The sequence below is a fragment of the Pseudomonas sp. GZD-222 genome (assembly GCF_049310525.1).
Taxonomy (GTDB): Bacteria; Pseudomonadota; Gammaproteobacteria; order Pseudomonadales; family Pseudomonadaceae; genus Aquipseudomonas.
Window position 1 is genome coordinate 19,855 of record NZ_JBMOWO010000046.1, and the last position, 22,716, is coordinate 42,570.

Here is a 22,716-nt window from a genome sequence, read left to right on the forward strand (position 1 = left end):
TCAGGGGTTGCCGGCGGTAAAGTTCGGCAAGCCACCGACGGGCTGGTTGAACTGGTAAGGAATCGACTCCAGCGCCAGCCCGACGTTTCGCTGCACGACAAAATGCAGATGCGGGCCGGTGCTGTTGCCGGTGTTGCCGGATTTTGCCAAGGCCGTCCCGTACACCACCCGCTGGCCCTCGCGAACCACCACGGAACCGCGCATCAAGTGCAGGTAGACACCCATGGTGCCGTCGTCATGCAGAATTCGCACGAAGTTACCGGCCGGGTGAGTCCCGCGCCCGCTCTGATTGTTCTCGGTCTTGATCACCACCCCCGCCCGTGAAGCGATGATCGGCGTGCCTTCAGGCATGGCGATGTCCATGGCGTAGCGGCCTTTGGGGCCGAAGTGGCTGTAGCTGCCATTGGCCCCCTGGGTGACGCGAAAAGGCCCACCGCGCCATGGCAGCGGGTATTTAAAAGCCTGCTGGCGCTGTGCCGGGTTGCCCAGGGCGTAGCTGAACTTCTCCTGATAGCTCACCGGACGCTCGGCCTGCCGTGCGTTGACCACCGTCAGCAGCACGGCTGAACGCGCAGGCACCACGCGCCGCACAAGCCGCGTGCCTTCGCCCTTGGTATTGCTCAGGCGTTCCAGACGCAACTCTACTTCCACCGGCGCATAGGTATCGTTGCGGGCACTGAAGCTCACACCGGTGGCGAACTTGATCGCGTGCAATCGCACCTGGTCGCCCAACTGTTCAACCATCCGGTCGCGAAAGACCAGGACCTGCCCGCCAGGCAGTGGACGATCGGAGTACGAGACTACACCGTAGGCATCGGTGCTTTTGTAGAGGGTCGAGGCCAGGATCGGGCTGCAAGCCACGAACAAGGCACAGAACAGCAGCGAACGTGCTGGCATGAGCAGTGGCTTTTTGACAGGTTAGTTCTGTCGAAGACTAGCAGGGGATTTTGCCGGGGGAATGCCGAGAGTGTTTCAGCGGTGTGCCAGGAGACGAGCGGTGTCACCATCGCGGGGCGAGCCCGCTCCCACCGGTAGGAGCGGGCTTGCCCCGCGATAGGTTTTATCAGGCCCCAGGTACGAAATGTTTCTGCGCGGTACCGCGGGCAATCAGCCGCGACAGGTAGTCCAGCTTCTGCGCATCCTGATCGACAAACTTGAAGGTCAGCTGCAGCCAATCGCTGTCTGGCTTGGGTTCCAGTGCTGCAACTGCATGCAGATAACCATTGAGCCGGGCGATTTCGGCGTTCTCGCCCTGCTCCAGATCGAGCACAGCGCCTTCCAGCACCTGTGGCAGGGTCTCACCACGGCGCACCACCAGCAACGCCTCCTTGAGGCTCAGGGCCTTGATCACGCAGGGCTGAACCCCACTTGGCAGACGCAACTGCCCCTGGCCACGACCCGCAGGCGCGGCAGCGGCCGGCTTAGGCGCACTGATCAATGGTTTGGCTGGCGCAACCGGAGCCGCTGGCGCCGCTGGCTTCACCGCTTCGGCACGCCCGCCGGTCAAGGCGCTTAGCGAGTCGTTGGCAAAGGCCGAAGAAGCGCGCGTCGGTGCGCTGGCCAGCAAGGTATCGAGCTTGCCTACCTTGGTCAGGGCCTTCTTCACTTTGCTCAGCAATTGCTCGTTGGTGAACGGCTTGCCGACGAAGTCGGAGACACCTGCCTGAATCGCCTGGACGACGTTTTCCTTGTCGCCACGGCTGGTCACCATGATGAACGGCAGGGTCTTCATGGATTCCTGCTGACGGCACCAGGTCAGCAGCTCCAGCCCGGACATTTCCGGCATTTCCCAGTCGCACAGGACCAGGTCGAAGGCTTCACGCGACAGCAACGTCTGGGCCTTGCGGCCGTTGACGGCGTCTTCGATGACAATACCCGGGAAATAGTTGCGCAGACACTTCTTCACCAGGTCACGAATGAACGGCGCATCATCCACAACCAACACACTGACTTTACTCATCGCCACTCCTATTACATCCCGACTAGCATAACGCTGACTGATGGCCATTTGCCAAATATCGGCTCACGCCGGGACTCGTGGTTTCGTTCGCGGCTGCCTTGAGGTGCTCGACCGCAAACGAAAACGCCCGGCCAGGGCCGGGCGTTCATTCTCGGGGCAGTCTTACTTATCGTCAGTTTCAGCCGGAACATTAGCCTTTTCGCTGACACCCTCGACCTCTTCTTTCATTCGCTTCAGGCCCAGGTGACGCACGTCGGTGCCGCGCACCAGGTAGATCACCAGCTCGGAGATGTTACGGGCATGGTCGCCAATCCGCTCCAGCGAGCGCAGGGCCCAGATCACGCTGAGTACCCGCGAAATCGAACGCGGATCTTCCATCATGTAAGTGACCAGCTCGCGCAGTGCAGTCTTGTACTCGCGGTCGATGGTTTTGTCGTACTGGGCCACCGACAACGCCAGGTCGGCGTCGAAACGGGCAAAGGCATCCAGCGCATCACGGACCATGTTGCGCACCTGGTCGCCGATATGACGCACTTCGACATAGCCACGCGGCGACTCGCCTTCTTCGCACAGCTGGATAGCCCGGCGGGCAATCTTGGTCGACTCGTCACCAATACGCTCCAGGTCGATCACCGACTTGGAAATGCTGATGATCAGGCGCAAGTCGGAAGCAGCCGGTTGGCGGCGGGCGAGAATGCGCACGCATTCCTCGTCGATGTTGCGCTCCATCTGGTTGATCTGCTCGTCGACTTCACGCACCTGCTGGGCCAGGCCCGAATCGGCCTCGATCAGCGCGGTAACCGCGTCGTTGACCTGCTTCTCGACCAGGCCGCCCATCGCCAGGAGGTGACTGCGGACCTCCTCGAGTTCGGCGTTGAACTGCTGGGAGATGTGGTGGGTAAGGCTGTCTTTATCGATCATGAGAAATCCTTGGAGCGTCCGGTAAGTGCTGTCAGGCGGCGTTCAGTCGTTGAATCCTAGCCATACCGACCGGTGATGTAATCTTCGGTCTGCTTCTTCGCCGGGTTGGTGAACAGCGTGTCGGTATCACCGAACTCGATCAGTTTGCCCATGTACATGAAGGCGGTGTAGTCGGAAACCCGCGCGGCCTGTTGCATGTTGTGGGTAACGATGACGATGGTGTACTTGGACTTCAGCTCGTAGATCAGCTCTTCGACTTTCAGCGTCGAGATCGGGTCGAGTGCCGAGCACGGTTCATCGAGCAGCAGTACTTCAGGCTCCACGGCGATGGTCCGGGCAATCACCAGACGCTGCTGCTGACCACCGGACAGGCCCAGTGCCGACTCGTGCAGGCGGTCTTTGACTTCATCCCACAGCGCCGCACCTTTAAGTGCCCATTCCACGGCTTCATCGAGCACGCGCTTTTTATTGATGCCCTGGATGCGCAGACCGTAGACCACGTTTTCGTAGATGGTCTTGGGGAACGGGTTGGGCTTCTGGAACACCATGCCGACCCGGCGACGCAGCTCGGCCACGTCTTCGCCCTTGCGGTAGATGTTGTTGCCGTACAGGTTGATCGCGCCATCGACACGGCAACCGTCAACCAGGTCGTTCATGCGGTTGAAGGTACGCAGCAAGGTGGACTTACCGCAGCCGGACGGACCGATGAAGGCGGTCACGCGCTGCTTCGGAATGTTCATGCTGACATCGAACAGGGCTTGCTTGTCGCCGTAGTACAAGCTCAGGCCAGGTACTTCAATGGCTACGGTTTCATCGGCCAGTTGCAGGCTCTGCTTGGTACGACCCAGGGCTGACATATCGATGCCGTGGGCGTGGGATTCTTGCTGCATGGTCAGACTCCATACGCTATCAATTTCGTTTCATCGAACCGCCCGGCACAACACACGGGCGGCACTTGCAAAAAAGGTGTATCGATCAGCTGTCCAGCGCTTTGTACTTCTCGCGCAGGTGGTTACGAATCCACACCGCCGACAGGTTGAGCGTGGCGATCACCAGCACCAGCAGCAACGCGGTGGCATACACCAGCGGCCGCGCGGCCTCGACGTTAGGGCTCTGGAAGCCGACGTCGTAGATGTGGAAGCCCAGGTGCATGATCTTCTGGTCCAGGTGCAGGTACGGGTAGTTGCCGTCGACTGGCAGCGATGGCGCCAGTTTCACTACACCCACCAGCATCAGCGGCGCCACTTCACCAGCGGCACGTGCCACGGCGAGGATCATGCCGGTCATCATCGCCGGGCTGGCCATTGGCAGAACAATCTTCCACAGGGTTTCAGCCTTGGTTGCACCGAGGGCCAACGAGCCTTCGCGAACCGTACGCGGAATACGCGCCAGACCTTCTTCAGTGGCCACGATTACCACCGGTACCGCCAACAGTGCCAGAGTCAGCGACGCCCAGAGCAGACCTGGAGTACCCAGGGTTGGCGCCGGCAGTGCTTCGGGGAAGAACAGGCGGTCAAGCGAGCCACCCAGTACGTAGACAAAGAAGCCCAGGCCGAATACACCGTAGACAATTGCCGGTACACCGGCCAGGTTGTTCACCGCGATACGGATCAAACGAGTCACCGGCCCCTGACGTGCATATTCACGCAGGTACACCGCCGCCAGCACGCCGAACGGGGTGACGATCACGGCCATGATCAGGGTCATCATCACGGTGCCGAAGATCGCAGGAAAGATCCCGCCTTCAGTGTTGGCTTCCCGCGGGTCGTCGCTCAGGAACTCCCAGACCTTGGCGAAGTACACACCCAGTTTGGTGAAGTAGCCCATGGCGTTCGGCTGGTAAGCGTGAACCACCTTGCTCAGGTTGATCTCGATTTCACGGCCGTTACCGTCCTTGGCCACCAGGCTGTCGCGACCGAAGTCCGCATGCAGGTTGCCCAGACGCTCTTCGATGGCCTTGTAGCGGTTGTTCAGCTCGGCACGTTCGGCGTCCATGTCGGCCTGGGCGGCGGCATCCAGCTTACCGTCGAGCTCCAGCTTGCGGGACTGCAGACGAAGACGCTCAAGGCCATAGTTGATGGCACCGATGTCCTTCTTCTCAAGCTTTTGCAGCTCGCCGTTCAACTGGTCGGCTCGCTTGAGGCGCGCTTGCAGTTCAGCCCAGGCCGCTTTGCCTTCGGCGACGACCTTGCCGTTCTCCTTGACGCTCACCAGGTAGCCGTAAAAGTTGCCCCACTCACGACGCTCCAGGGCAATCAGGTCGACCGGGGTCTGCATGTCGGTCAGCCAGTCGCCGACCACCCAGGTGAAGTCGCTGCCGTTGAGGTCACGGTTACCGACCTTGATCAGCTCACGGGTCATGAACTCCGGACCGTTGTCAGGCACCGGCAAGCCGGCCCCTTTCAAACGCGCCAGAGGTACTTCTTCCTTCTGCACCACTTCGCCGACGACGACGTGGTCGGCCAGGCCAGGCACCTTGTAGGTGGCCTGGACCAGGTCGGCCGGCCAGAAGTGGCCGAGGCCGCGTACGGCAATCACGGAGAGCAGACCGATGGTCATGATCACCGCGATGGCTACCGCGCCACCGCTGATCCAGACGCCAGGGGCGCCGCTCTTGAACCAGCTTTTGAGGGAATCCTTTTTCACGGATCTCTACCTTTCTATCAAAGCGACGAGTATTTCTTGCGCAGACGCTGGCGAATCAGCTCGGCCAAGGTGTTCATCACGAAGGTGAACATCAGCAGCACCAGCGCGGCGAGGAACAGCACGCGATAGTGACTGCCACCGACTTCCGACTCCGGCATCTCCACCGCAACGTTGGCGGCCAGGGTGCGCATGCCTTCGAACAGGTTCATTTCCATGACCGGGGTGTTGCCGGTAGCCATCAGTACGATCATGGTTTCACCCACTGCACGGCCCATACCGATCATCAGCGCCGAGAAAATGCCCGGGCTGGCGGTCAGGATGACCACGCGGGTGAGGGTCTGCCATGGCGTTGCACCGAGTGCCAGGGAACCCAGGGTCAGGCTGCGCGGCACACTGAACACGGCGTCTTCGGCAATCGAATAGATGTTCGGGATCACCGCAAAGCCCATGGCGATACCCACTACCAGTGCGTTGCGCTGGTCGTAAGTGATGCCCAGGTCGTTAGTGATCCACAGGCGCATGTCACCACCGAAGAACCAGGTCTCCAGCAACGGGCTCATGTACAGCGCGAACCAGCCGGTCAGCAGGATCACCGGGATCAGGATCGCGGCCTCCCAACCATCCGGAACACGAAGGCGAATCGACTCGGGCAGACGGCTCCAGGCGAAGCCGGCGACCAGGATGCCGATCGGCATCAGCAGGAACAGGCTGAACACACCCGGCAGGTGCCCTTCCAGGTACGGAGCGAGGAACAGACCGGCGAAGAAGCCGAGAATTACCGTCGGCATTGCCTCCATCAGCTCAATCACTGGCTTGACCTTGCGGCGCATGCCCGGGGCCATGAAGTAAGCGGTGTAGATTGCTGCGGCAATTGCCAACGGAGCTGCCAGGATCATCGCGTAGAACGCTGCCTTCAGGGTACCGAAGGTCAACGGAGAGAGACTCAACTTCGGTTCAAAGTCGGTGTTCGACGCGGTGGACTGCCAGACGTACTTCGGCTCGTCATAGTTCTCGTACCAGACTTTGCTCCACAACGCGCTCCAGGACACTTCCGGGTGCGGGTTCTTCAGCGTCAGTGGCAGCAGCTTGCCGCCCTCTTCGACGATGATGCGGTTGGCCCGTGGCGACAGCGCCAGAACGCCTGCGCCTTCGGCTACCGGCTCAACCAGCAAGGTGCGGTGTGCGGTACTGTGGAACACGCCCAGCTTGCCGCTGGCATCCAGGGCAACGAAGCCCTTGCGACGTTCTTCGGCATCGATCTGCACAATCGGCGCTGTGCCCATCTGGAATTCACGGATGCGCTTGAAGCGCTGCTCGCCATCCGGATCGCGAGCCATGAACCACTGGGCCAGACCGCCTTTGGAGTCACCGATGATCAGCGAGATACCGCCCACCAGCTGGGTGCTGGCAGTGACTTCGGCATTACCGTCTTCGAGCAGCTTGTAGCGACCGTTGAGGCTCTTGTCACGCAGGCTGAAGACATCCGCCTGGGCCCGGCCGTTGATCACATACAGCCACTGCTGGCGCGGGTCGATGAAGATCGCTTTGACCGGTTCGCTCATCTGCGGCAGATCGATGCGGTTCTGCTCGCTGGTGACCTCGCCGGTCATCATGTTTTCTTCGCGGCTCAGCGACACCACTTGCAGATGCGCGCCGGTGGAACCGGCAACCACCAGGGTTTCACCGTTCACATTGAGGCTGACGTGCTCCAGCGCGCGGCCTTGCTCGTCGAGCACGAACGGCTCCTGACCATACGGGAAGTCGACGGCCGGGGTGATGGTTTTCTTGTTGTCCGGGTAGGTGATTCTATAGCTGTGGCTGAACGCCAGCGCCTGGCCATTGGACAGACCCAGTACAACCAGCGGGTTGCCCGGCTGATCGGCACCGATGGAGGTCACCTGAGTGCCTGCTGGCACCGGCAGTTCGACGCGCTTGAGCTCGACTCCGGTCTTGGTGTCAAAGAACAGCACTTGACCCTTGTCGGAAACCCGCATGCCCACCAGGTTCTGCTCTTCCAGGGCAATCATCAGCGGCTTGCCGGCATCCTGGCTCAACCAGGTCGGCTCCAGCGCTTTCTTGCTGGTCAGTGTGGCGCCCTGGAACAGGGGCACGACCACATAGGCCAGATAGAAGAAGATCAAGGTGATCGCTGCCAGCACGGCAAGCCCGCCGACCAGTACATACCAGCGGGTCAGGCGATCCTTGAGCGCACGCAAACGGCGCTTGCGTTGCAGTTCCGGCGTATTGAAATCAATCCGCAGGGGGGGAGAATTTTGGGTCATGGTGGAGTTGGCCAGATCATTCATGCGCACACCCTAGCGGTCCCGTATTACAAAAACATGACAATGCAGTGACGCAAAAAAGCCCGCCGCTCAGATATCCCTGGCAGCGGACTCGCAATTTGCGGCAGGATCTGGTCATTTCCAGACCCTGCCTGTCTCACACTTAGTTTGCCGCTACGCCTTTGGCGTGGTCCAAGCCCAGGTCAGCCAGGGCTTTGGCAGCCACTTTGGCTGGCAGCGGGATGTAACCGTCTTTCACGACAACCTGCTGGCCTGCTTGCGACAGAACCAGTTTGACGAACTCGGCTTCCAGCGGGGCCAGAGGCTTGTTCGGTGCCTTGTTGACGTAAACGTAGAGGAAACGCGACAGCGGGTAAGTACCGTTCAGGGCGTTGGCTTCGTTGTCTTCAACGAATGCGCCACCGTCTTTCTTGGCCAGAGGCACGGTCTTGACGCTGGCAGTCTTGTAGCCGATGCCCGAGTAACCGATGCCGTTCAGCGAGCTGCTGATCGACTGCACGACCGAAGCCGAGCCAGGTTGTTCGTTGACGTTAGGCTTGAAGTCGCCTTTGCACAGGGCTTCTTCTTTGAAGTAGCCGTAGGTGCCGGATACCGAGTTACGACCGAACAGCTGGACTGGCTTGTTGGCCAGGTCGCCGGTCACGCCCAGGTCGCCCCAGGTTTTCACGTCGGCTTTGGCGCCACACAGACGGGTCGACGAGAAAATCGCATCGACCTGAGCCATGGTCAGGCCTTTGATCGGGTTGTCCTTGTGCACGAACACGGCCAGGGCGTCGACGGCAACCGGGATAGCGGTTGGCTTGTAGCCGTACTTCTGCTCGAACGCCTGCAGCTCGACGTCCTTCATTTTGCGGCTCATCGGGCCGAGGTTGGCGGTGCCTTCAGTCAGCGCGGGTGGCGCAGTGGAGGAGCCGGCAGCCTGGATCTGGATGTTTACGTTCGGGTATTCCTTCTTGTAGGCCTCAGCCCACAGAGTCATAAGGTTCGCCAGGGTATCGGAACCGACGCTGGAGAGGTTGCCCGACACACCGGTGGTCTTGGTGTAGGTCGGAATAGCAGGGTCAACAGCGGCAACCGCATTGGCGGTGGCAACGCCAGCGGCGACGAAAGTCAGGGCCGCCATCAAACGCTTCAGTTTCATGCCTTGCTCCTAGCAGGAATTGGGGTGAGATGGATCGGGCCCAAGTATCTGCAGGCCGCATGAACACTTTATGAATCGAATGTGACAATTAGATGAAAGGCCATCACCGAATGACGGTGATGGCCTTTTCAAAATGTTGCGAGGATTGAGCTAGAGCGCTTTCAGCGTTTATTGGCCAACAGATAAATACCCACCAGCAGACCAATGGTGCAGATGCCGGCGACATAGTAGGCCGGTGCCATGGGGCTGAACTTGAGCAGCGCGGTCACCACCATCGGGGTCAGACCGCCGAAGATCGCGTAAGCCATGTTGTAGGAGAAAGACAGGCCACTGAAGCGCACCACAGGCGGGAAAGCCTTGACCATGACATAGGGCACGGCGCCGACAATACCCACAAACAGCCCGGTCAGGGCATACAACGGGAACATCCACTCGGGATGGGTCGGCAGGCTGTGATAGAAGGTCCAGGAGGAAATCAGCAACAGCAGGCTGCCGACGATGAATACCCGGCCGGCACCAAAGCGGTCGGCAAGCGCACCCGTGACAATGCAACCCAGGCTGAGCAGGACGATGGCCAGGCTGTTGGCCTGCAGCGAATCGGTCGGGCTGACCTGATACAGGCTCTGCAGCAAGGCCGGGGTCATCAGGATCACCACGACGATGCCAGCCGACAGCAGCCAGGTCAGCAACATCGACAGGACTATGGCGCCACGGTGGTCACGCAATACCGCACGCAGAGGGACTTCTTCGGCCAGCGCCTTGCGCGCCTGCATTTCGGCAAACACCGGGGTTTCATGCAGCCAGCGGCGCAAATACACCGCGAAGAACCCGAACACCCCGCCGAGCAGGAATGGAATACGCCAGGCGTAGTCAGCGACTTCCTCAGGGCTGTAGATAGTGTTGATCAACGTTGCCACCAGCGAGCCGAGCAGGATTCCGGAGGTCAGCCCGGCTGTCAGTGTGCCGCAGGCATAACCCGTGTTGCGCGCAGGTACATGTTCGGAAACAAACACCCAGGCGCCCGGCACCTCGCCACCAATCGCTGCACCCTGGATTACCCGCATCAGCAACAGCAGGATCGGCGCCCACATGCCGATCTGCGCGTAGGTTGGCAGCAGGCCCATGATCAACGTCGGCACGGCCATCATGAAAATGCTCAAGGTGAACATTTTCTTGCGCCCCAGCAGGTCGCCGAAGTGGGCCATGACGATACCGCCCAGGGGCCTCGCCAGATAACCCGCGGCAAAAATGCCAAACGTTTGCATCAAGCGCAGCCATTCAGGCATGTCGGCGGGAAAGAACAGCTTGCCGACCACGGTGGCAAAGAACACGAAAATGATGAAATCGTAGAACTCCAGCGCACCGCCCAGGGCGGAAAGCGACAGGGTCTTGTAGTCACTGCGGGTGAGCGGCCTCGAAGGCTGCGCGATACTGCCGGGCACGGAGGTCATAGGTATCTCTTATTGGTATGTCTTTATTGAGACAACAGGCCGCCTGCGACGCGGGTTTGGGCCTGGGAAGCTCCGAACGATAGCAAATTGCTGGAAAAAGCACAGCGCAGTACAAAATCAATACAAGTATTCATGACTGCATGGTCGTCGCTGCGCTTTTCGCTCTATATACTGGCCGCCTGTAGGAAGGGGTTGCGTCGTCTGAAGGATGTTGTGCGAAAACGCCGCTAGAAGTGCTTAGTCGGTTTCGCAGAGTTTCCCTTCGCCGCCTGGCAAAGCGAAAGCAGCGTAGAATAGTTGTGCTGAATCGTTTTTCGAGGCGTCTGTCATAGCGCCAACCAACGAAGCGTCACGGGTCAGAGGCACCCCCGGCATGATTGAACTCGAACAAGAAGATCCTATCCCGCAAGGCGACCTGGCCTTGCAAATCACTGCATTGCCGCGTGAAACCAACGGTTTCGGCGACATTTTCGGCGGCTGGCTAGTCGCCCAGATGGACCTGGCTGGCACTGCCATGGCCAGTCGCGTTGCCGGTGGCCGGGTGGCGACCGTTGCCATCGACCGTATGGCCTTCCTGGTCCCTGTGGCCGTTGGCGCGCAGTTGTCCTTCTATACCCAGACCCTGGAAATCGGCCGTAGCTCGATCCAGATGATGGTCGAAGTGTGGAGCGACGATCCGCTGTCCAGCGAATGGCGCAAGGTCACCGAGGCTGTATTCGTGTTCGTCGCCATCGACGGCAGCGGTCGCACCCGCTCGGTTCCTCCTCGTCGCTGACACGGCTGCGCGGTAAACTCGAAGGTATGCGAGCGGTCCAAGACCGTACGGCAAACCAACGAGATAAAGCGCATGTCCACACCCAAGGTCGAATCCGAACAGCACGGCGAGCTCAATTGCTGGCGCATCACCAGCGACACTGCCGAACTGCTGGTTGCCCAGCAGGGTGCGCAGATCCTGAGCTATCAGCGACTCGGCGAGCCGCCTTTGCTGTGGCTCAGCGAACAGGCCATTTTCAAGCAGGGCAAATCCGTGCGCGCCGGAGTTCCGGTGTGCTGGCCCTGGTTTGGCAACCTCAAGCGCAATCCCTCTGCGGTACAAGCCATGTATGGCGCTGAAGAAGCACCGGCCCATGGCCTGGTGCGGGGTCGCGACTGGCAGTTGCTGGGCATCGAAGGCAGCGGCGACAGTGTCCGGGTTGAATTCACCCTGCCCGACACCCAGGGCGATCTTCCCGGCTGGCCCCACAATGTGGAACTGACGCTCACCATCGTCATGGCCGCACAACTGAGCATCACCCTGTCCAGCTACAACCTCGACAATGTCCCGGTCACCATCAGCCAGGCACTGCACAGCTACTTTGCAGTCAGCGATGTGCGTGAGGTGCAGATAGAAGGCGTTGATGGCCTGAGCTACATCGAAACCCTGGCCGACTGGGAGCAACGCACACAACAGGGCGTCCTCGGCTTTGCCGGTGAGACTGATCGCATCTACCTGCAAGCACCTGAACAATTAAGCATCGTCGACCCGGCCTGGAACCGGCGCATTCGCCTGACCAGCAGCGGCTCGCGTTCAGCGGTGATCTGGAACCCGTGGGTCGGGCGCGCCGCTGAACTGCCGGACATGGCCGACGATGGCTGGCAGCGCATGCTGTGTATCGAGACGGCGAACGTCTGGGACGATGTAGTGACGCTGGCGCCTGGGGCAACCCATTCGCTAAGTCTGAAAATCGATAGCGAACGGCTCTAGATCACTATCGCGGGGCAAGCCCGCTCCCACCGGGTAAACTGCACAGGCCGGTGGGAGCGGGCTTGCCCCGCGATCATTCAAAGATCGGCGTCTTCCACTACCCGCACCTTGGCCGCATCCATCGCATAGGCTGCATCGGCCAGGTCATTGCTGACCTTCTCGATCTTCAAGGTGCCGTTGACCCACAGCGGCGTGTAGATATCGTCCAGCTTCAAACCCTTGGGGTAACGCACCAGCACCAGCTGGTTAGGCGGTGGTGGCGGGACGTGGATACAGGCACCCGGATAGGGCACAAGGAAGAACAGCGTGCTGTTGCCCTTGGCATCGGTTTCCAGCGGCACCGGATAGCCGCCCAGGCGGATGTGCTTGCCGTTCATGGCGGCCACTGTCTTGGTCGAATACATCACCGCCGGCAAACCCTTGGCTTGCTTCATCCCACCCTTGTCGGTGAAGGTGCCCATGGCTTCCGGGGAGTTGTGATCGATCTCCGGCATTTGCTCCAGGGCTTTCTGGTCCGACTTGGGCATCAGCTCCAGCCAGTCGGTTTCCGGCAGCTCGGCGCGAGCCAGGCCACTGATGAGCAAAAGGGAAAGCAGCAATACACGGCGCATGAAAATGCTCGGCAACGGAAATTGCCGAGCATTCTAGCCTGTCGTCAGTTCTTTTTGACCATGCCGTAGATCACCAGAAGCACCACCGCGCCCACCAGTGCACCGAGGAAACCTGCACCCTCTCCGGCCTGGTAGATGCCCAGCGCCTGGCCGCCGTAGGTCGCCGCGAGCGAACCGGCAATGCCGAGGAGAATGGTCATGATCCAGCCCATGTTGTCGTCGCCGGGCTTGATGAAGCGTGCCAGCAGACCAACGATCAGGCCGATGAAGATGGTTCCGATGATACCCATGGCAATCCCTCTGAATGAAATGGCGCACGCCAAAGCCTAGTCAGCGCTTTGGCATCCCGCCATCAGAGGGACCGCGAAGGAGGAAGGTTCCCTTCAGCCCTGGATCAGGGCTTCGACCTGCTGGATCTTCTGTTCCAGGGTCGCCATGTCGTCACAACGCAGGGTGGCGTGACCAACCTTGCGCCCGACCTTGAAGGCCTTGCCGTAGTGATGCAGGTGGCAGTCGTCGATGGCAACCACCTTGTCTACCGCCGGTACTTCACCGATGAAGTTGAGCATCGCGCTTTCGCCGACTTTGGCGGTCGAGCCCAGCGGCAGGCCAGCAACAGCGCGCAAGTGGTTTTCGAACTGGCTGCACTCGGCGCCTTCGATGGTCCAGTGCCCGGAGTTGTGCACACGCGGGGCGATCTCGTTGGCCTTCAGGCCGCCGTCGACTTCGAAGAACTCGAATGCCAGCACACCGACATAGTCGAGCTGCTTGAGCACGCGACCGGCATAGTCTTCGGCCAGGCTCTGCAGCATGTGGTCTTCACTGGCCACCGACAGGCGCAGAATGCCGTTCTCGTGGGTGTTGTGCACCAACGGATAGAAACGGGTTTCGCCATCGCGAGCACGCACGGCGATCAGCGAGACTTCGCCGGTGAACGACACGAAGCCTTCCAGCAGGCAGGGCACGCTGCCCAGTTCGGCGAAGGTACCCACAACATCTTCGGCCGTTCGCAGCACTTTCTGGCCTTTTCCGTCATAACCCAGGGTACGGGTCTTGAGCACCGCCGGCAGGCCAATGCTGGCTACTGCGGCGTCCAGGTCGGCTTGCGACTGGATGTCGGCGAACGACGGCGTCGGAATGCCCAAATCCTTGAACATGCTCTTTTCGAACCAGCGATCGCGGGCGATACGCAGCGATTCGGCACTCGGATAGACCGGTACGAACTGCGACAGGAAGGCCACGGTTTCAGCCGGTACGCTTTCGAACTCGAAAGTAACCAGGTCGACTTCGTCAGCCAACTGGCGCAGGTGGTCCTGATCGCCGTAATCGGCACGCAGGTGCTCGCCCAGCGGCGCGGCGCAGGCATCCGGTGCCGGGTCGAGGAAGGCGAAGTTCATGCCCAGCGGGGTGCCTGCCAGGGCCAACATGCGACCCAGCTGGCCGCCACCGATTACACCGATTTTCATGGGTTTGACCTCAAGCCTGGCGCGGATCTGGATTGTCCAGAACGCTGTCTGTCTGCTCAGCGCGGAACTGCTTCAGCACCGTGTGGAACTGCGGGTGCTTGGCCCCGAGGATGCTCGCCGAGAGCAGCGCAGCGTTGATCGCACCGGCCTTGCCGATCGCCAGCGTAGCCACCGGAATACCGGCGGGCATCTGCACGATGGACAACAGCGAATCGACCCCGGAGAGCATCGCCGACTGCACCGGAACACCCAGGACCGGCAGGTGGGTCTTGGCCGCACACATGCCTGGCAGGTGGGCAGCGCCACCGGCACCGGCGATGATCACCTCGATGCCGCGGCCTTCGGCCTCTTCGGCATACTGGAACAGCAGGTCCGGGGTACGGTGGGCGGAAACCACCTTGACCTCGTAGGGAATGCCGAGTTTTTCCAGCATATCGGCGGTGTGGCTAAGGGTGGACCAATCGGACTTGGAGCCCATGATCACGCCAACCAGTGCACTCATCGTCGAGCCTCTTCTCTTGGGCGCCCGCAGGCGCGTCAAAAAACAACAAGCCACGCGGGACAACCGGCGTGGCTTGTTATACGAATTAGGGTCGGGGAAAACCGACCGAAGGCCGCGCAGTATATCGTAAAGGCGCAGCTTTGATGCACCCTGACGACCAACTGTCGGCCTTATTTTTCGGGGCTTTGGCTGACTTCAGAGTCAAAAGCATTTCTTGCACCCTTGCCGGGTACAGGGAGTCGCCAGGCCACTGCAGCCAGCTTTTCCTGCTGCCCCCCTCGCAACAGTCATCTTAGCGTTAGCCTCCCAACACCCCAGCGTCAATGGAGGACGCCACAATGACCGTATTCAAACCCTTCGCCTCTCTGCTCGCGCTACTCTGCGCCCTGCATTTGCCTTCGGCCATGGCCGCCAGATCCTTGGTGGTCTGGGTCTACCCCCATGATGAGCTCGCCGACATCAGCAATGAGCAGTTGAACAAAGACTACTTTGAGCACTGGATTGAGGAGATGCGCCTGATCTCAAACCACCCGATAGAAGTCATCTTTCAGCGCAATGTACCCGGTATCACAGACATCGACTATTCAGCCATGAGTGGCACTGAGATCCTTGCGCTTTTCACGCAAGAAGCGAGTTACCGTCCAGAATCGAATCCCGCCTCGCTCCTGAAAAAACACATGCTGTTCACCAAAGAGCCCTATGACAAGAATGGATTGAATTACAACGGCGGTCTGGCCTACTTTAAACAATCCACCGCCATAGCCTCGCTCGCTACGTTTGCAGCGCCGGCCCATGAATTAGGGCATATGTTTTCGGCCACTCATGAAGATGCGCAAGTCAACTTCAATGGCTGGTTCTGCGAAACCTATACCCACCCCCGGGTCCCCCTTCGTTCCAACTGCTATCGATACAGCGACAAGAACCGCCAGAACATCAGCGACTACATAAATGCCAACGCCCACTGAGGACTCAGACGGGATCCTGACTGCCTGCCGACTCCAGCTTGCGCCATAACAGTCGAACGTTGGCCTTGCGCACCAGGGCACAGCGATACAGACGGATTTCCAACGGTACGTGCCACTGAGCACCACCACAGACCACCAGCTCACCGCGTTCAAGCTCCGCCCGAGCCGACAGCCTCGGTACCCACGCAATGCCCAGGCCTTCCAGGGCCATGCTCTTGAGGCTGTCAGCCATCGCCGTCTCATACACGGTGGTGAAACGCAGGCTACGTTGGCGCAATAACAGATTGACCGATCGCCCTAGGAACGCCCCGGCACTGTACGCCAGGAGCGGCACGCTACCCTCGCCTTCGAGGTCAAACAACGGCTTGCCGTCGTTGTCGGCTGCGCACACCGGCAGCATCTCGGTATGCCCCAGATGCAGTGACGGAAATATCTCGGGGTCCATCTGCAATGCAGCATCCGGATCATAGAACGCCAACATCAGGTCGCACCCGCCCTCACGCAAGGCATGCACCGCATCACCGACGTTGGTGGCCACCAGCCGGGTAGCGATGTTCAGACCATCGTTGCGCAACTGTGCGATCCAGCGCGGGAAGAAGCCCAAGGCCAGGGAGTGAGCGGCCGACACCTGAATCACCTCGCCCTGCCCGCCCTCCAGGTGATGCAAATGGCGCAACACTTCTCCCAGTTGATCGACAACGGTACGTGCCGTGACCAGGAACAACTGTCCCGCTGCGGTCAACTCAATCGGGGTGCGCGAGCGGTTGACCAGGGTCAGCCCCAACGCGGCCTCAAGGCTGCGAATACGGCGGCTGAAGGCCGGCTGGGTCACAAAGCGGCGCTCGGCCGCCTGGGAAAAGCTACGGGTCGCCGCCAGGGCACTGAAGTCTTCCAGCCATTTGCTTTCGAGGTTCATCTGTCTCTCCAGGCATGCACCAAAATGGTACACGCTCGAATGTCGGTTGGCGTCACATCAACCATTATGCCGTTTGTGCATAGGTTAGCGTGCAACAGCATTGGCCGCAAAATCGGCGCAGGCCTAGGATTAGCGCCATTCCGGCATGTGCCGGGCCAAACTCGAGATGATATTTATCATGTCCGCTGCTGCATCGTTCCGCGTCGAAAAAGACCTGCTTGGCACCCTTGAAGTCCCAGCTGATGCCTACTACGGCATCCAGACCCTGCGCGCTGCCAACAACTTCCACCTCTCCGGTGTTCCGCTGTCGCACTACCCTAAACTGGTTGTCGCCCTGGCGATGGTCAAGCAGGCCGCTGCCGACGCCAACCGCGAGCTGGGTCACCTGAGCGATGCCAAGCACGCTGCCATCAGCGAGGCCTGTGCCCGCCTGATCCGCGGTGACTTCCACGAGCAGTTCGTGGTCGACATGATTCAAGGCGGTGCTGGTACTTCTACCAACATGAACGCCAACGAAGTAATCGCCAACATCGCGCTGGAGGCCATGGGTCACCAGAAGGGCGAGTACAAGTACCTGCACCCGAACAACGACGTGAACATGGCGCAGTCGACCAACGACGCCTACCCGACCGCGATCCGCCTGGGTCTGCTGCTCGGTCACGACGCCCTGCTGGCCAGCCTCGACAGCCTGATCCAGGCCTTCGCAGCCAAAGGTGAAGAATTCAGCCACGTTCTGAAGATGGGCCGCACCCAGTTGCAGGACGCCGTGCCGATGACCCTTGGCCAGGAATTCCGCGCCTTCGCCACCACCATGACCGAAGACCTCAACCGTCTGCGTTCGCTGGCGCCAGAGCTGCTGACCGAAATCAACCTGGGCGGTACCGCCATCGGTACCGGCATCAACGCCGACCCGGGCTACCAGATGCTGGCCGTTCAGCGCCTGGCAACCATCAGCGGCCAGCCGCTGGTACCGGCCGCCGACCTGATCGAAGCCACCTCGGACATGGGCGCCTTCGTTCTGTTCTCGGGCATGCTCAAGCGTACCGCAGTCAAACTGTCGAAGATCTGCAACGACCTGCGCCTGCTGTCCAGCGGCCCACGTACCGGCATCAACGAAATCAACCTGCCAGCACGTCAGCCAGGCAGCTCGATCATGCCAGGCAAGGTCAACCCGGTAATTCCGGAAGCCGTTAACCAGGTGGCCTTCGCCATCATGGGCAACGACCTGGCCCTGACCGTCGCCGCCGAAGGTGGCCAGCTACAGCTGAACGTCATGGAGCCGCTGATCGCCTACAAGATCTTCGACTCGATCCGTCTGCTGCAACGCGCCATGGACATGCTGCGCGAGCACTGCATCGTCGGCATCACCGCCAACGAACAGCGCTGCCGTGAACTGGTCGAGCACTCGATCGGCCTGGTCACCGCCCTGAACCCGTACATCGGCTACGAAAACGCGACCCGTATCGCTGCCATCGCCCTGGAAAGCGGCCGTGGCGTGCTGGAACTGGTCCGCGAGGAAGGCCTGCTGGACGAAGAGATGCTCACCGACATCCTGCGTCCGGAAAACATGATTGCTCCGCGTCTGGTTCCGCTGAAAGGCTAACCGATGCTGTAACACCGCTCACCAGGTCGAGGGACTAGACACCTCTCACCTTTTGAGGGCCCTGGGATCACTCCCAGGGCCCTTTTTTTTGCCTGTGGCATATCGTTGACAGCATGGCGTACTGTGGGCAGCTAACTATAAGCCGCTCACGGAGACAGCCCCATGGCCACCGCCCACCCCGCTCGCAACATCATGGTGCTGTACACCGGTGGCACCATCGGCATGCAGACCAGCGCCAATGGCCTGGCCCCGGCCTCGGGGTTCGAGCAGCGGATGCGCGAGCAACTGAGCGGGCTTGCCGATATCCCGCAATGGCGGTTTCGCGAAATGCAGCCGCTGATCGACAGCGCCAACATGACCCCCCAGTACTGGCAGCACCTGCGCGAAGCTGTGATCGAGGCCGTCGATGGCCAAGGCTGCGATGCCGTGCTGATCCTGCACGGCACTGATACCCTCGCCTATAGCGCCGCCGCCATGAGTTTCCAGCTTCTTGGTCTGCAAGCACCGGTGCTGTTCACCGGCTCCATGCTGCCGGCCGGGGTTGCCGACAGCGATGCCTGGGAAAACCTGGTCGGCGCCTTGCAGGCATTGGCCCAAGGCGTTGCTGCCGGTGTGCAGCTGTATTTTCACGGCGAGCTGCTTGAACCCAACCGCAGCGCCAAGGTGCGCAGCTTCGGCCGCCACCCGTTCGTTACGCTCAAGCGTTCTGGCGGTGCAGCCAGGCTGCAGCCGTTACCAACCGAACTGGATTATCGCCAGTCAAAACAAATCGCTACTGTTGCCGTACTGCCGCTGGTACCCGGCTTCGGCGCTGCGTTATTGCAAGCGGCGCTCAACAGCGGTGCACAAGGCTTGATCCTGGAATGCTTCGGCAGCGGCACCGGGCCGGCTGACAATCCAGACTTTCTCGACGCGTTGGCCCTGGCGCAAGCCCGAGGCATCGTGGTGGTAGCCATCACCCAGTGCCATGAAGGCGGGGTCGAACTGGACGTGTACGAAGCCGGCAGCCGCCTGCGTCAGGTCGGGGTGTTGTCCGGTGGTGGAATGACCCGCGAAGCGGCTTTCGGCAAGTTGCAGTTGCTGCTTGGCGCAGGCTTGCCGACGGCAGAAGTGCGACGCCTGATCGAACTGGACCTCTGTGGAGAGCTGCGCTGACCCCGGCAAGGCACGCATATTGCTCGCTTGCAGGCAGCCCTTCAGCAGGAAGCCCGACATGCTCCACTCACACCTCACTACCCTCAACGCTGTGTCCTTGGTTCTGCAGGCCTTCCAGGACGATGGCGTAGAGGCTGCAGCGCTCCTCGAGGGTAGCGGCATCAGCCTGGCGGACCTGGGCCGCGCCGACTCGCGCATTACCACGCGCCAGGAGCTGATGGTCTGTGCCAACGCCGTGGCGCGGCGCCGTGAAGTGGGCCTGGAGCTGGGTCGGCGTATGCATGTTTCCTGCTACGGCATGCTCGGTTACGCCCTGCTCTCCAGTGCCACCTTAGGTGACGCTTTGCGTCTGGCCATGCAGTATCCGGCGCTGCTGGGAACACTTTTCCAGCTACGCCTGATTGAAGACGGGGAGCGCATCTGGTTCAGCGCCAGCAATTATCGCGAAGATCCGCACCTGGCAGCCTTCAATGCCGAGTTCTGCCTGACCTCCTTGAAAGTCATTTGTGACGACCTGCTCGGCCAGGCGCTGCCGCTGCTGGCGACACGCTTTGTCCATAGCGCTCCGGATTATCAGGCGCTTTACGCCGATACCTTCAACTGCCCGCTGCATTTCGAGGCCAGTGATAACGCCTTTGCCTTCGAGCGCCGCTGGCTAGATGCCCCTTTGCCGTTGGCTGACCAGATCACCCACCGGGCCATGAGTGAACGCTGCCGCCGCCAGAACCTGGAGTTCACCGGTCGCCAGGCCTGGCTGGGACGCATCCGTCAGCTACTGCTCGACCAACTGGACGCCGCTCCCGGGCTGGAAGGCCTGGCAAAACAGATGAACTGCTCATCGCGCACCCTGCGTCGGCATTTGCAAGAACTGGGCAGCAGCTACCAGCAGTTGCTCGATGAGCTGCGATTCGAGCGGGCCAAGCAATTGCTGGCCGATGACCAAGTGCCGATCTATCAAATCGCGGAAGCACTGGGCTTCAGCGAGACCGCCAGCTTTCGCCATGCATTTCTGCGCTGGAGCGGTGTAGCACCTAGCCATTTCCGCGCCTGACCTGGTAAACGGCCTGGGGGCGAAATCCGGACACTCATACTGGCCATATCGATCCCCTTTTGGCCGTTTCCGCCGTTCTGAACCGGGGCTGATCCATCAACAATGGATCAATGCCAGTGACCCCGGAGAACAACAAATGCTGACAATATATTCCGATGACCATCGCCTGCATCACGGCCGCTGCGAGCTGATCGACGGGCAACTGATGCCTTGCTTCGAAATGCCCTCACGCGCTGACCATGTACTAGAGCGGGTCAAGAGTTGTGAACTGGGTCCGGTACAAGGCCCTGCGGATTTTGGCCGCGCACCGCTGCTACGCGTGCACAGTGCCGATTACCTGAACTTCTTCGAAGGTGCCTGGCAGCGCTGGGCCAGTCTCGGCCACGAGGGCGACCTGCTGCCCTTTACCTGGCCGGCGCGCACCTTGCGCAGCGTCAAACCCCGCGGTTTGCATGGCGAGCTGGGTTACTACAGCTTCGACGCCGGTGCGCCGATCACTGCCGGTACCTGGCAGGCTGCCTACAGCGCAGCGCAAGTGGCACTCACCGCCCAGGCTGCGGTGCAAGCCGGCGCCCACAGTGCCTTTGCCCTGTGCCGACCACCGGGACACCACGCCGCCAGCGATGTGATGGGCGGCTACTGCTACCTGAACAACGCCGCCATTGCAGCCCAGGCATTTCTCGACCAGGGCCACCGCAAAGTCGCGATCCTGGATGTGGATTACCATCACGGCAACGGCACCCAGGAAATCTTCTACCAGCGCAGCGATGTGTTCTTCGCCTCGATTCATGGCGACCCACAGGCCGAGTTTCCATTCTTCCTCGGCTACGCCGACGAACAAGGTGAAGGTGAAGGCCTGGGTTACAACGTCAACTATCCGCTGCCAGCCGGCAGTGACTGGGCCACCTGGAGCAACGCCCTGGATCAGGCCTGCGAGCGCATCGCCAGCTATGCTGCGGACGTGATCGTCGTGTCGCTTGGGGTAGATACCTTCAAGGACGACCCGATCTCCCAGTTCAAACTGGACAGCCCCGATTACCTGCAGATGGGCGAACGCATCGCGCGCCTGGGTAAACCGACGCTGTTCGTCATGGAAGGCGGCTATGCAGTCGAAGAAATCGGTATCAATGCCGTGAACGTCCTGGAAGGCTTTGAACGTGCGTATCAGGAGACTCAAGCATGACCCGGCTCAAGCGCTTATTCGCTCCCTTGCTCTGTAGCATCCTGCTCGTCGGCAACCTCGAGGCCGCCGAACAGCGCACGTTGCGCGTCTACAACTGGTTCGACTACATCACCCCGCAAACCCTGGTGGACTTCCAGAAAGACAGCCAGGTCAAGCTGATCTATGACATCTTCGACACCAATGAAGCCCTCGAAGCCAAGCTGCTGACCGGCAACTCCGGCTACGACGTCGTCGTGCCCTCCAACGTGTTCCTCGCCAAGCAGATCGAAGCCGGGGTGTTCCAGCCACTGGACCGCAGCAAGCTGCCAAACTGGCAACACCTGGACCCGAAGTTGATGAAGCTGATCGAGGCCAACGATCCCGGCAACAAGTTTGCCGTGCCCTATATGTACGGCACCGTGCTGATCGGCTTCAACCCGGACAAGGTCAAGGCGGTACTGGGCGAGAACGCCCCCGTCGACAGCTGGGACCTGATCTTCAAAGAAGAAAACATCGCCAAGCTCAAGCAGTGTGGCGTTGCCCTGCTCGACTCGCCCTCAGAGATCCTGCCGTTGGCCCTGCAGTACCTGGGCTTGCCGCCCAACAGCGACAAACCGGCCGATTACAAGCAGGCTGAAGCGCTGATGCTCAAGATCAGGCCTCATATCACCTACTTCCACTCCTCCAAGTACATGGCCGACATCGCCAACGGCGACATCTGCGTGGCCGTAGGCTACTCGGGCAGCTTCTCCCAGGCGGCCAACCGCGCCAAGGAGGCAAAGAACGGCGTGGTCGTGGATATGCGCCTGCCCAAGGAAGGCGCGCCGATCTGGTTCGACATGCTGGCAATCCCTAAAGGTGCAGCCAACCCGGAAGATGCCTATACCTTCATCAACTACCTGTTGCAGCCAAAGGTGATTGCGCCGATCAGCGACTTTGTCGGTTACCCGAACCCTAACAAGGACGCGACCGGGCTAGTCGCTCCGGCGATTCGCGACAACCCCAACCTCTACCCGACCGAAGCGGCCATGGCCAAGCTTTATACCTTGCAGCCTCTGGCTCGCGACGCAGAGCGTGCGCGCACCCGGGCCTGGACCAAGATCAAGGCCGGGACCTGAT

At 60.5% G+C, this 22,716-nt stretch carries 21 protein-coding genes; 8 read left to right on the forward strand and 13 right to left on the reverse strand.

Features of this window, described 5'->3' with window-relative positions:
* The 8 genes from ACO6VD_RS08350 to ACO6VD_RS08385 form a co-directional block, all read right to left on the reverse strand.
* A complete protein-coding gene (locus ACO6VD_RS08350; protein WP_422418263.1) occupies positions 1–897 on the reverse strand; it encodes a peptidoglycan DD-metalloendopeptidase family protein in 897 nt (298 codons plus the stop codon).
* Between the two features lie 166 nt (positions 898–1,063).
* Positions 1,064–1,960 (reverse strand): response regulator, encoded by an 897-nt coding sequence (locus ACO6VD_RS08355; protein ID WP_422418265.1) that lies wholly within the window; start codon positions 1,958–1,960, stop codon positions 1,064–1,066.
* Between the two features lie 162 nt (positions 1,961–2,122).
* Positions 2,123–2,881 (reverse strand): phosphate signaling complex protein PhoU, encoded by a 759-nt coding sequence (gene phoU, locus ACO6VD_RS08360; protein WP_400173901.1) that lies wholly within the window; start codon positions 2,879–2,881, stop codon positions 2,123–2,125.
* Positions 2,882–2,937: 56 nt separating this feature from the next.
* Complete coding sequence (pstB, locus tag ACO6VD_RS08365; protein ID WP_400173900.1) at positions 2,938–3,771, reverse strand: phosphate ABC transporter ATP-binding protein PstB; 834 nt, start codon at positions 3,769–3,771, stop codon at positions 2,938–2,940.
* A gap of 85 nt (positions 3,772–3,856) precedes the next feature.
* Positions 3,857–5,527, reverse strand: coding sequence for a phosphate ABC transporter permease PstA (pstA, locus tag ACO6VD_RS08370; RefSeq protein WP_422418267.1), 1,671 nt, complete (start codon positions 5,525–5,527; stop codon positions 3,857–3,859).
* Positions 5,528–5,544: 17 nt separating this feature from the next.
* A complete protein-coding gene (locus ACO6VD_RS08375) occupies positions 5,545–7,833 on the reverse strand; it encodes a phosphate ABC transporter permease (protein ID WP_422418269.1) in 2,289 nt (762 codons plus the stop codon).
* Positions 7,834–7,972: 139 nt separating this feature from the next.
* The gene (locus ACO6VD_RS08380) at positions 7,973–8,971 is read right to left on the reverse strand and encodes a phosphate ABC transporter substrate-binding protein PstS (RefSeq protein WP_422418271.1); all 999 of its coding nucleotides are present in this window, start codon (positions 8,969–8,971) and stop codon (positions 7,973–7,975) included.
* Positions 8,972–9,132: 161 nt separating this feature from the next.
* On the reverse strand, positions 9,133–10,422 hold the full coding sequence (locus ACO6VD_RS08385) for an MFS transporter (protein ID WP_422418272.1): 1,290 nt from the start codon (positions 10,420–10,422) through the stop codon (positions 9,133–9,135).
* A 373-nt stretch (positions 10,423–10,795) separates the two neighbouring features.
* Here ACO6VD_RS08385 and ACO6VD_RS08390 point away from each other — a divergent pair, with 373 nt between their 5' ends.
* Together ACO6VD_RS08390 and ACO6VD_RS08395 are read left to right on the forward strand one after the other, a co-directional pair.
* Positions 10,796–11,197, forward strand: coding sequence for an acyl-CoA thioesterase (locus ACO6VD_RS08390; protein ID WP_009402429.1), 402 nt, complete (start codon positions 10,796–10,798; stop codon positions 11,195–11,197).
* Between the two features lie 72 nt (positions 11,198–11,269).
* Positions 11,270–12,166: a D-hexose-6-phosphate mutarotase gene (locus ACO6VD_RS08395; protein ID WP_422418274.1), complete on the forward strand. Its 897-nt coding sequence runs from the start codon at positions 11,270–11,272 to the stop codon at positions 12,164–12,166.
* A gap of 77 nt (positions 12,167–12,243) precedes the next feature.
* On the opposite strand, the gene ACO6VD_RS08400 is transcribed toward ACO6VD_RS08395, so the two are convergent.
* The 4 genes from ACO6VD_RS08400 to purE form a co-directional block, all read right to left on the reverse strand.
* Positions 12,244–12,777 carry a DUF3299 domain-containing protein gene (locus ACO6VD_RS08400; RefSeq protein ID WP_422418275.1) on the reverse strand — a complete coding sequence of 178 codons (534 nt, stop codon included), beginning with the start codon at positions 12,775–12,777 and terminating at the stop codon, positions 12,244–12,246.
* Between the two features lie 44 nt (positions 12,778–12,821).
* Complete coding sequence (locus tag ACO6VD_RS08405; protein ID WP_400173893.1) at positions 12,822–13,067, reverse strand: GlsB/YeaQ/YmgE family stress response membrane protein; 246 nt, start codon at positions 13,065–13,067, stop codon at positions 12,822–12,824.
* A gap of 93 nt (positions 13,068–13,160) precedes the next feature.
* Positions 13,161–14,243, reverse strand: coding sequence for a 5-(carboxyamino)imidazole ribonucleotide synthase (locus tag ACO6VD_RS08410; protein WP_422418276.1), 1,083 nt, complete (start codon positions 14,241–14,243; stop codon positions 13,161–13,163).
* A gap of 10 nt (positions 14,244–14,253) precedes the next feature.
* Positions 14,254–14,745, reverse strand: coding sequence for a 5-(carboxyamino)imidazole ribonucleotide mutase (gene purE, locus ACO6VD_RS08415; protein WP_400173891.1), 492 nt, complete (start codon positions 14,743–14,745; stop codon positions 14,254–14,256).
* A gap of 338 nt (positions 14,746–15,083) precedes the next feature.
* Between purE and ACO6VD_RS08420 the strand changes: the two genes are divergently transcribed.
* Entirely contained in the window at positions 15,084–15,710 is a 627-nt protein-coding gene (locus ACO6VD_RS08420; RefSeq protein WP_422418279.1) for a hypothetical protein, read from the forward strand.
* Between the two features lie 4 nt (positions 15,711–15,714).
* On the opposite strand, the gene ACO6VD_RS08425 is transcribed toward ACO6VD_RS08420, so the two are convergent.
* Positions 15,715–16,626 carry a LysR substrate-binding domain-containing protein gene (locus ACO6VD_RS08425; protein ID WP_422418280.1) on the reverse strand — a complete coding sequence of 304 codons (912 nt, stop codon included), beginning with the start codon at positions 16,624–16,626 and terminating at the stop codon, positions 15,715–15,717.
* 178 nt (positions 16,627–16,804) lie between these two features.
* On the opposite strand from ACO6VD_RS08425, the gene aspA reads away from it, so the two are divergent.
* From aspA to ACO6VD_RS08450, 5 genes are all read left to right on the forward strand, one after another.
* Positions 16,805–18,229 carry an aspartate ammonia-lyase gene (aspA, locus tag ACO6VD_RS08430; RefSeq protein ID WP_400173890.1) on the forward strand — a complete coding sequence of 475 codons (1,425 nt, stop codon included), beginning with the start codon at positions 16,805–16,807 and terminating at the stop codon, positions 18,227–18,229.
* Between the two features lie 162 nt (positions 18,230–18,391).
* Positions 18,392–19,384, forward strand: coding sequence for an asparaginase (locus ACO6VD_RS08435; protein WP_422418281.1), 993 nt, complete (start codon positions 18,392–18,394; stop codon positions 19,382–19,384).
* Between the two features lie 58 nt (positions 19,385–19,442).
* Complete coding sequence (locus tag ACO6VD_RS08440; RefSeq protein WP_422418282.1) at positions 19,443–20,435, forward strand: AraC family transcriptional regulator; 993 nt, start codon at positions 19,443–19,445, stop codon at positions 20,433–20,435.
* Positions 20,436–20,571: 136 nt separating this feature from the next.
* Positions 20,572–21,618: a histone deacetylase family protein gene (locus ACO6VD_RS08445; RefSeq protein ID WP_422418283.1), complete on the forward strand. Its 1,047-nt coding sequence runs from the start codon at positions 20,572–20,574 to the stop codon at positions 21,616–21,618.
* Complete coding sequence (locus tag ACO6VD_RS08450; RefSeq protein WP_422418284.1) at positions 21,615–22,715, forward strand: polyamine ABC transporter substrate-binding protein; 1,101 nt, start codon at positions 21,615–21,617, stop codon at positions 22,713–22,715. The genes ACO6VD_RS08445 and ACO6VD_RS08450 overlap by 4 nt, the downstream gene beginning before the upstream one ends.
* The last annotated feature ends 1 nt before the right edge of the window (position 22,716 follow it).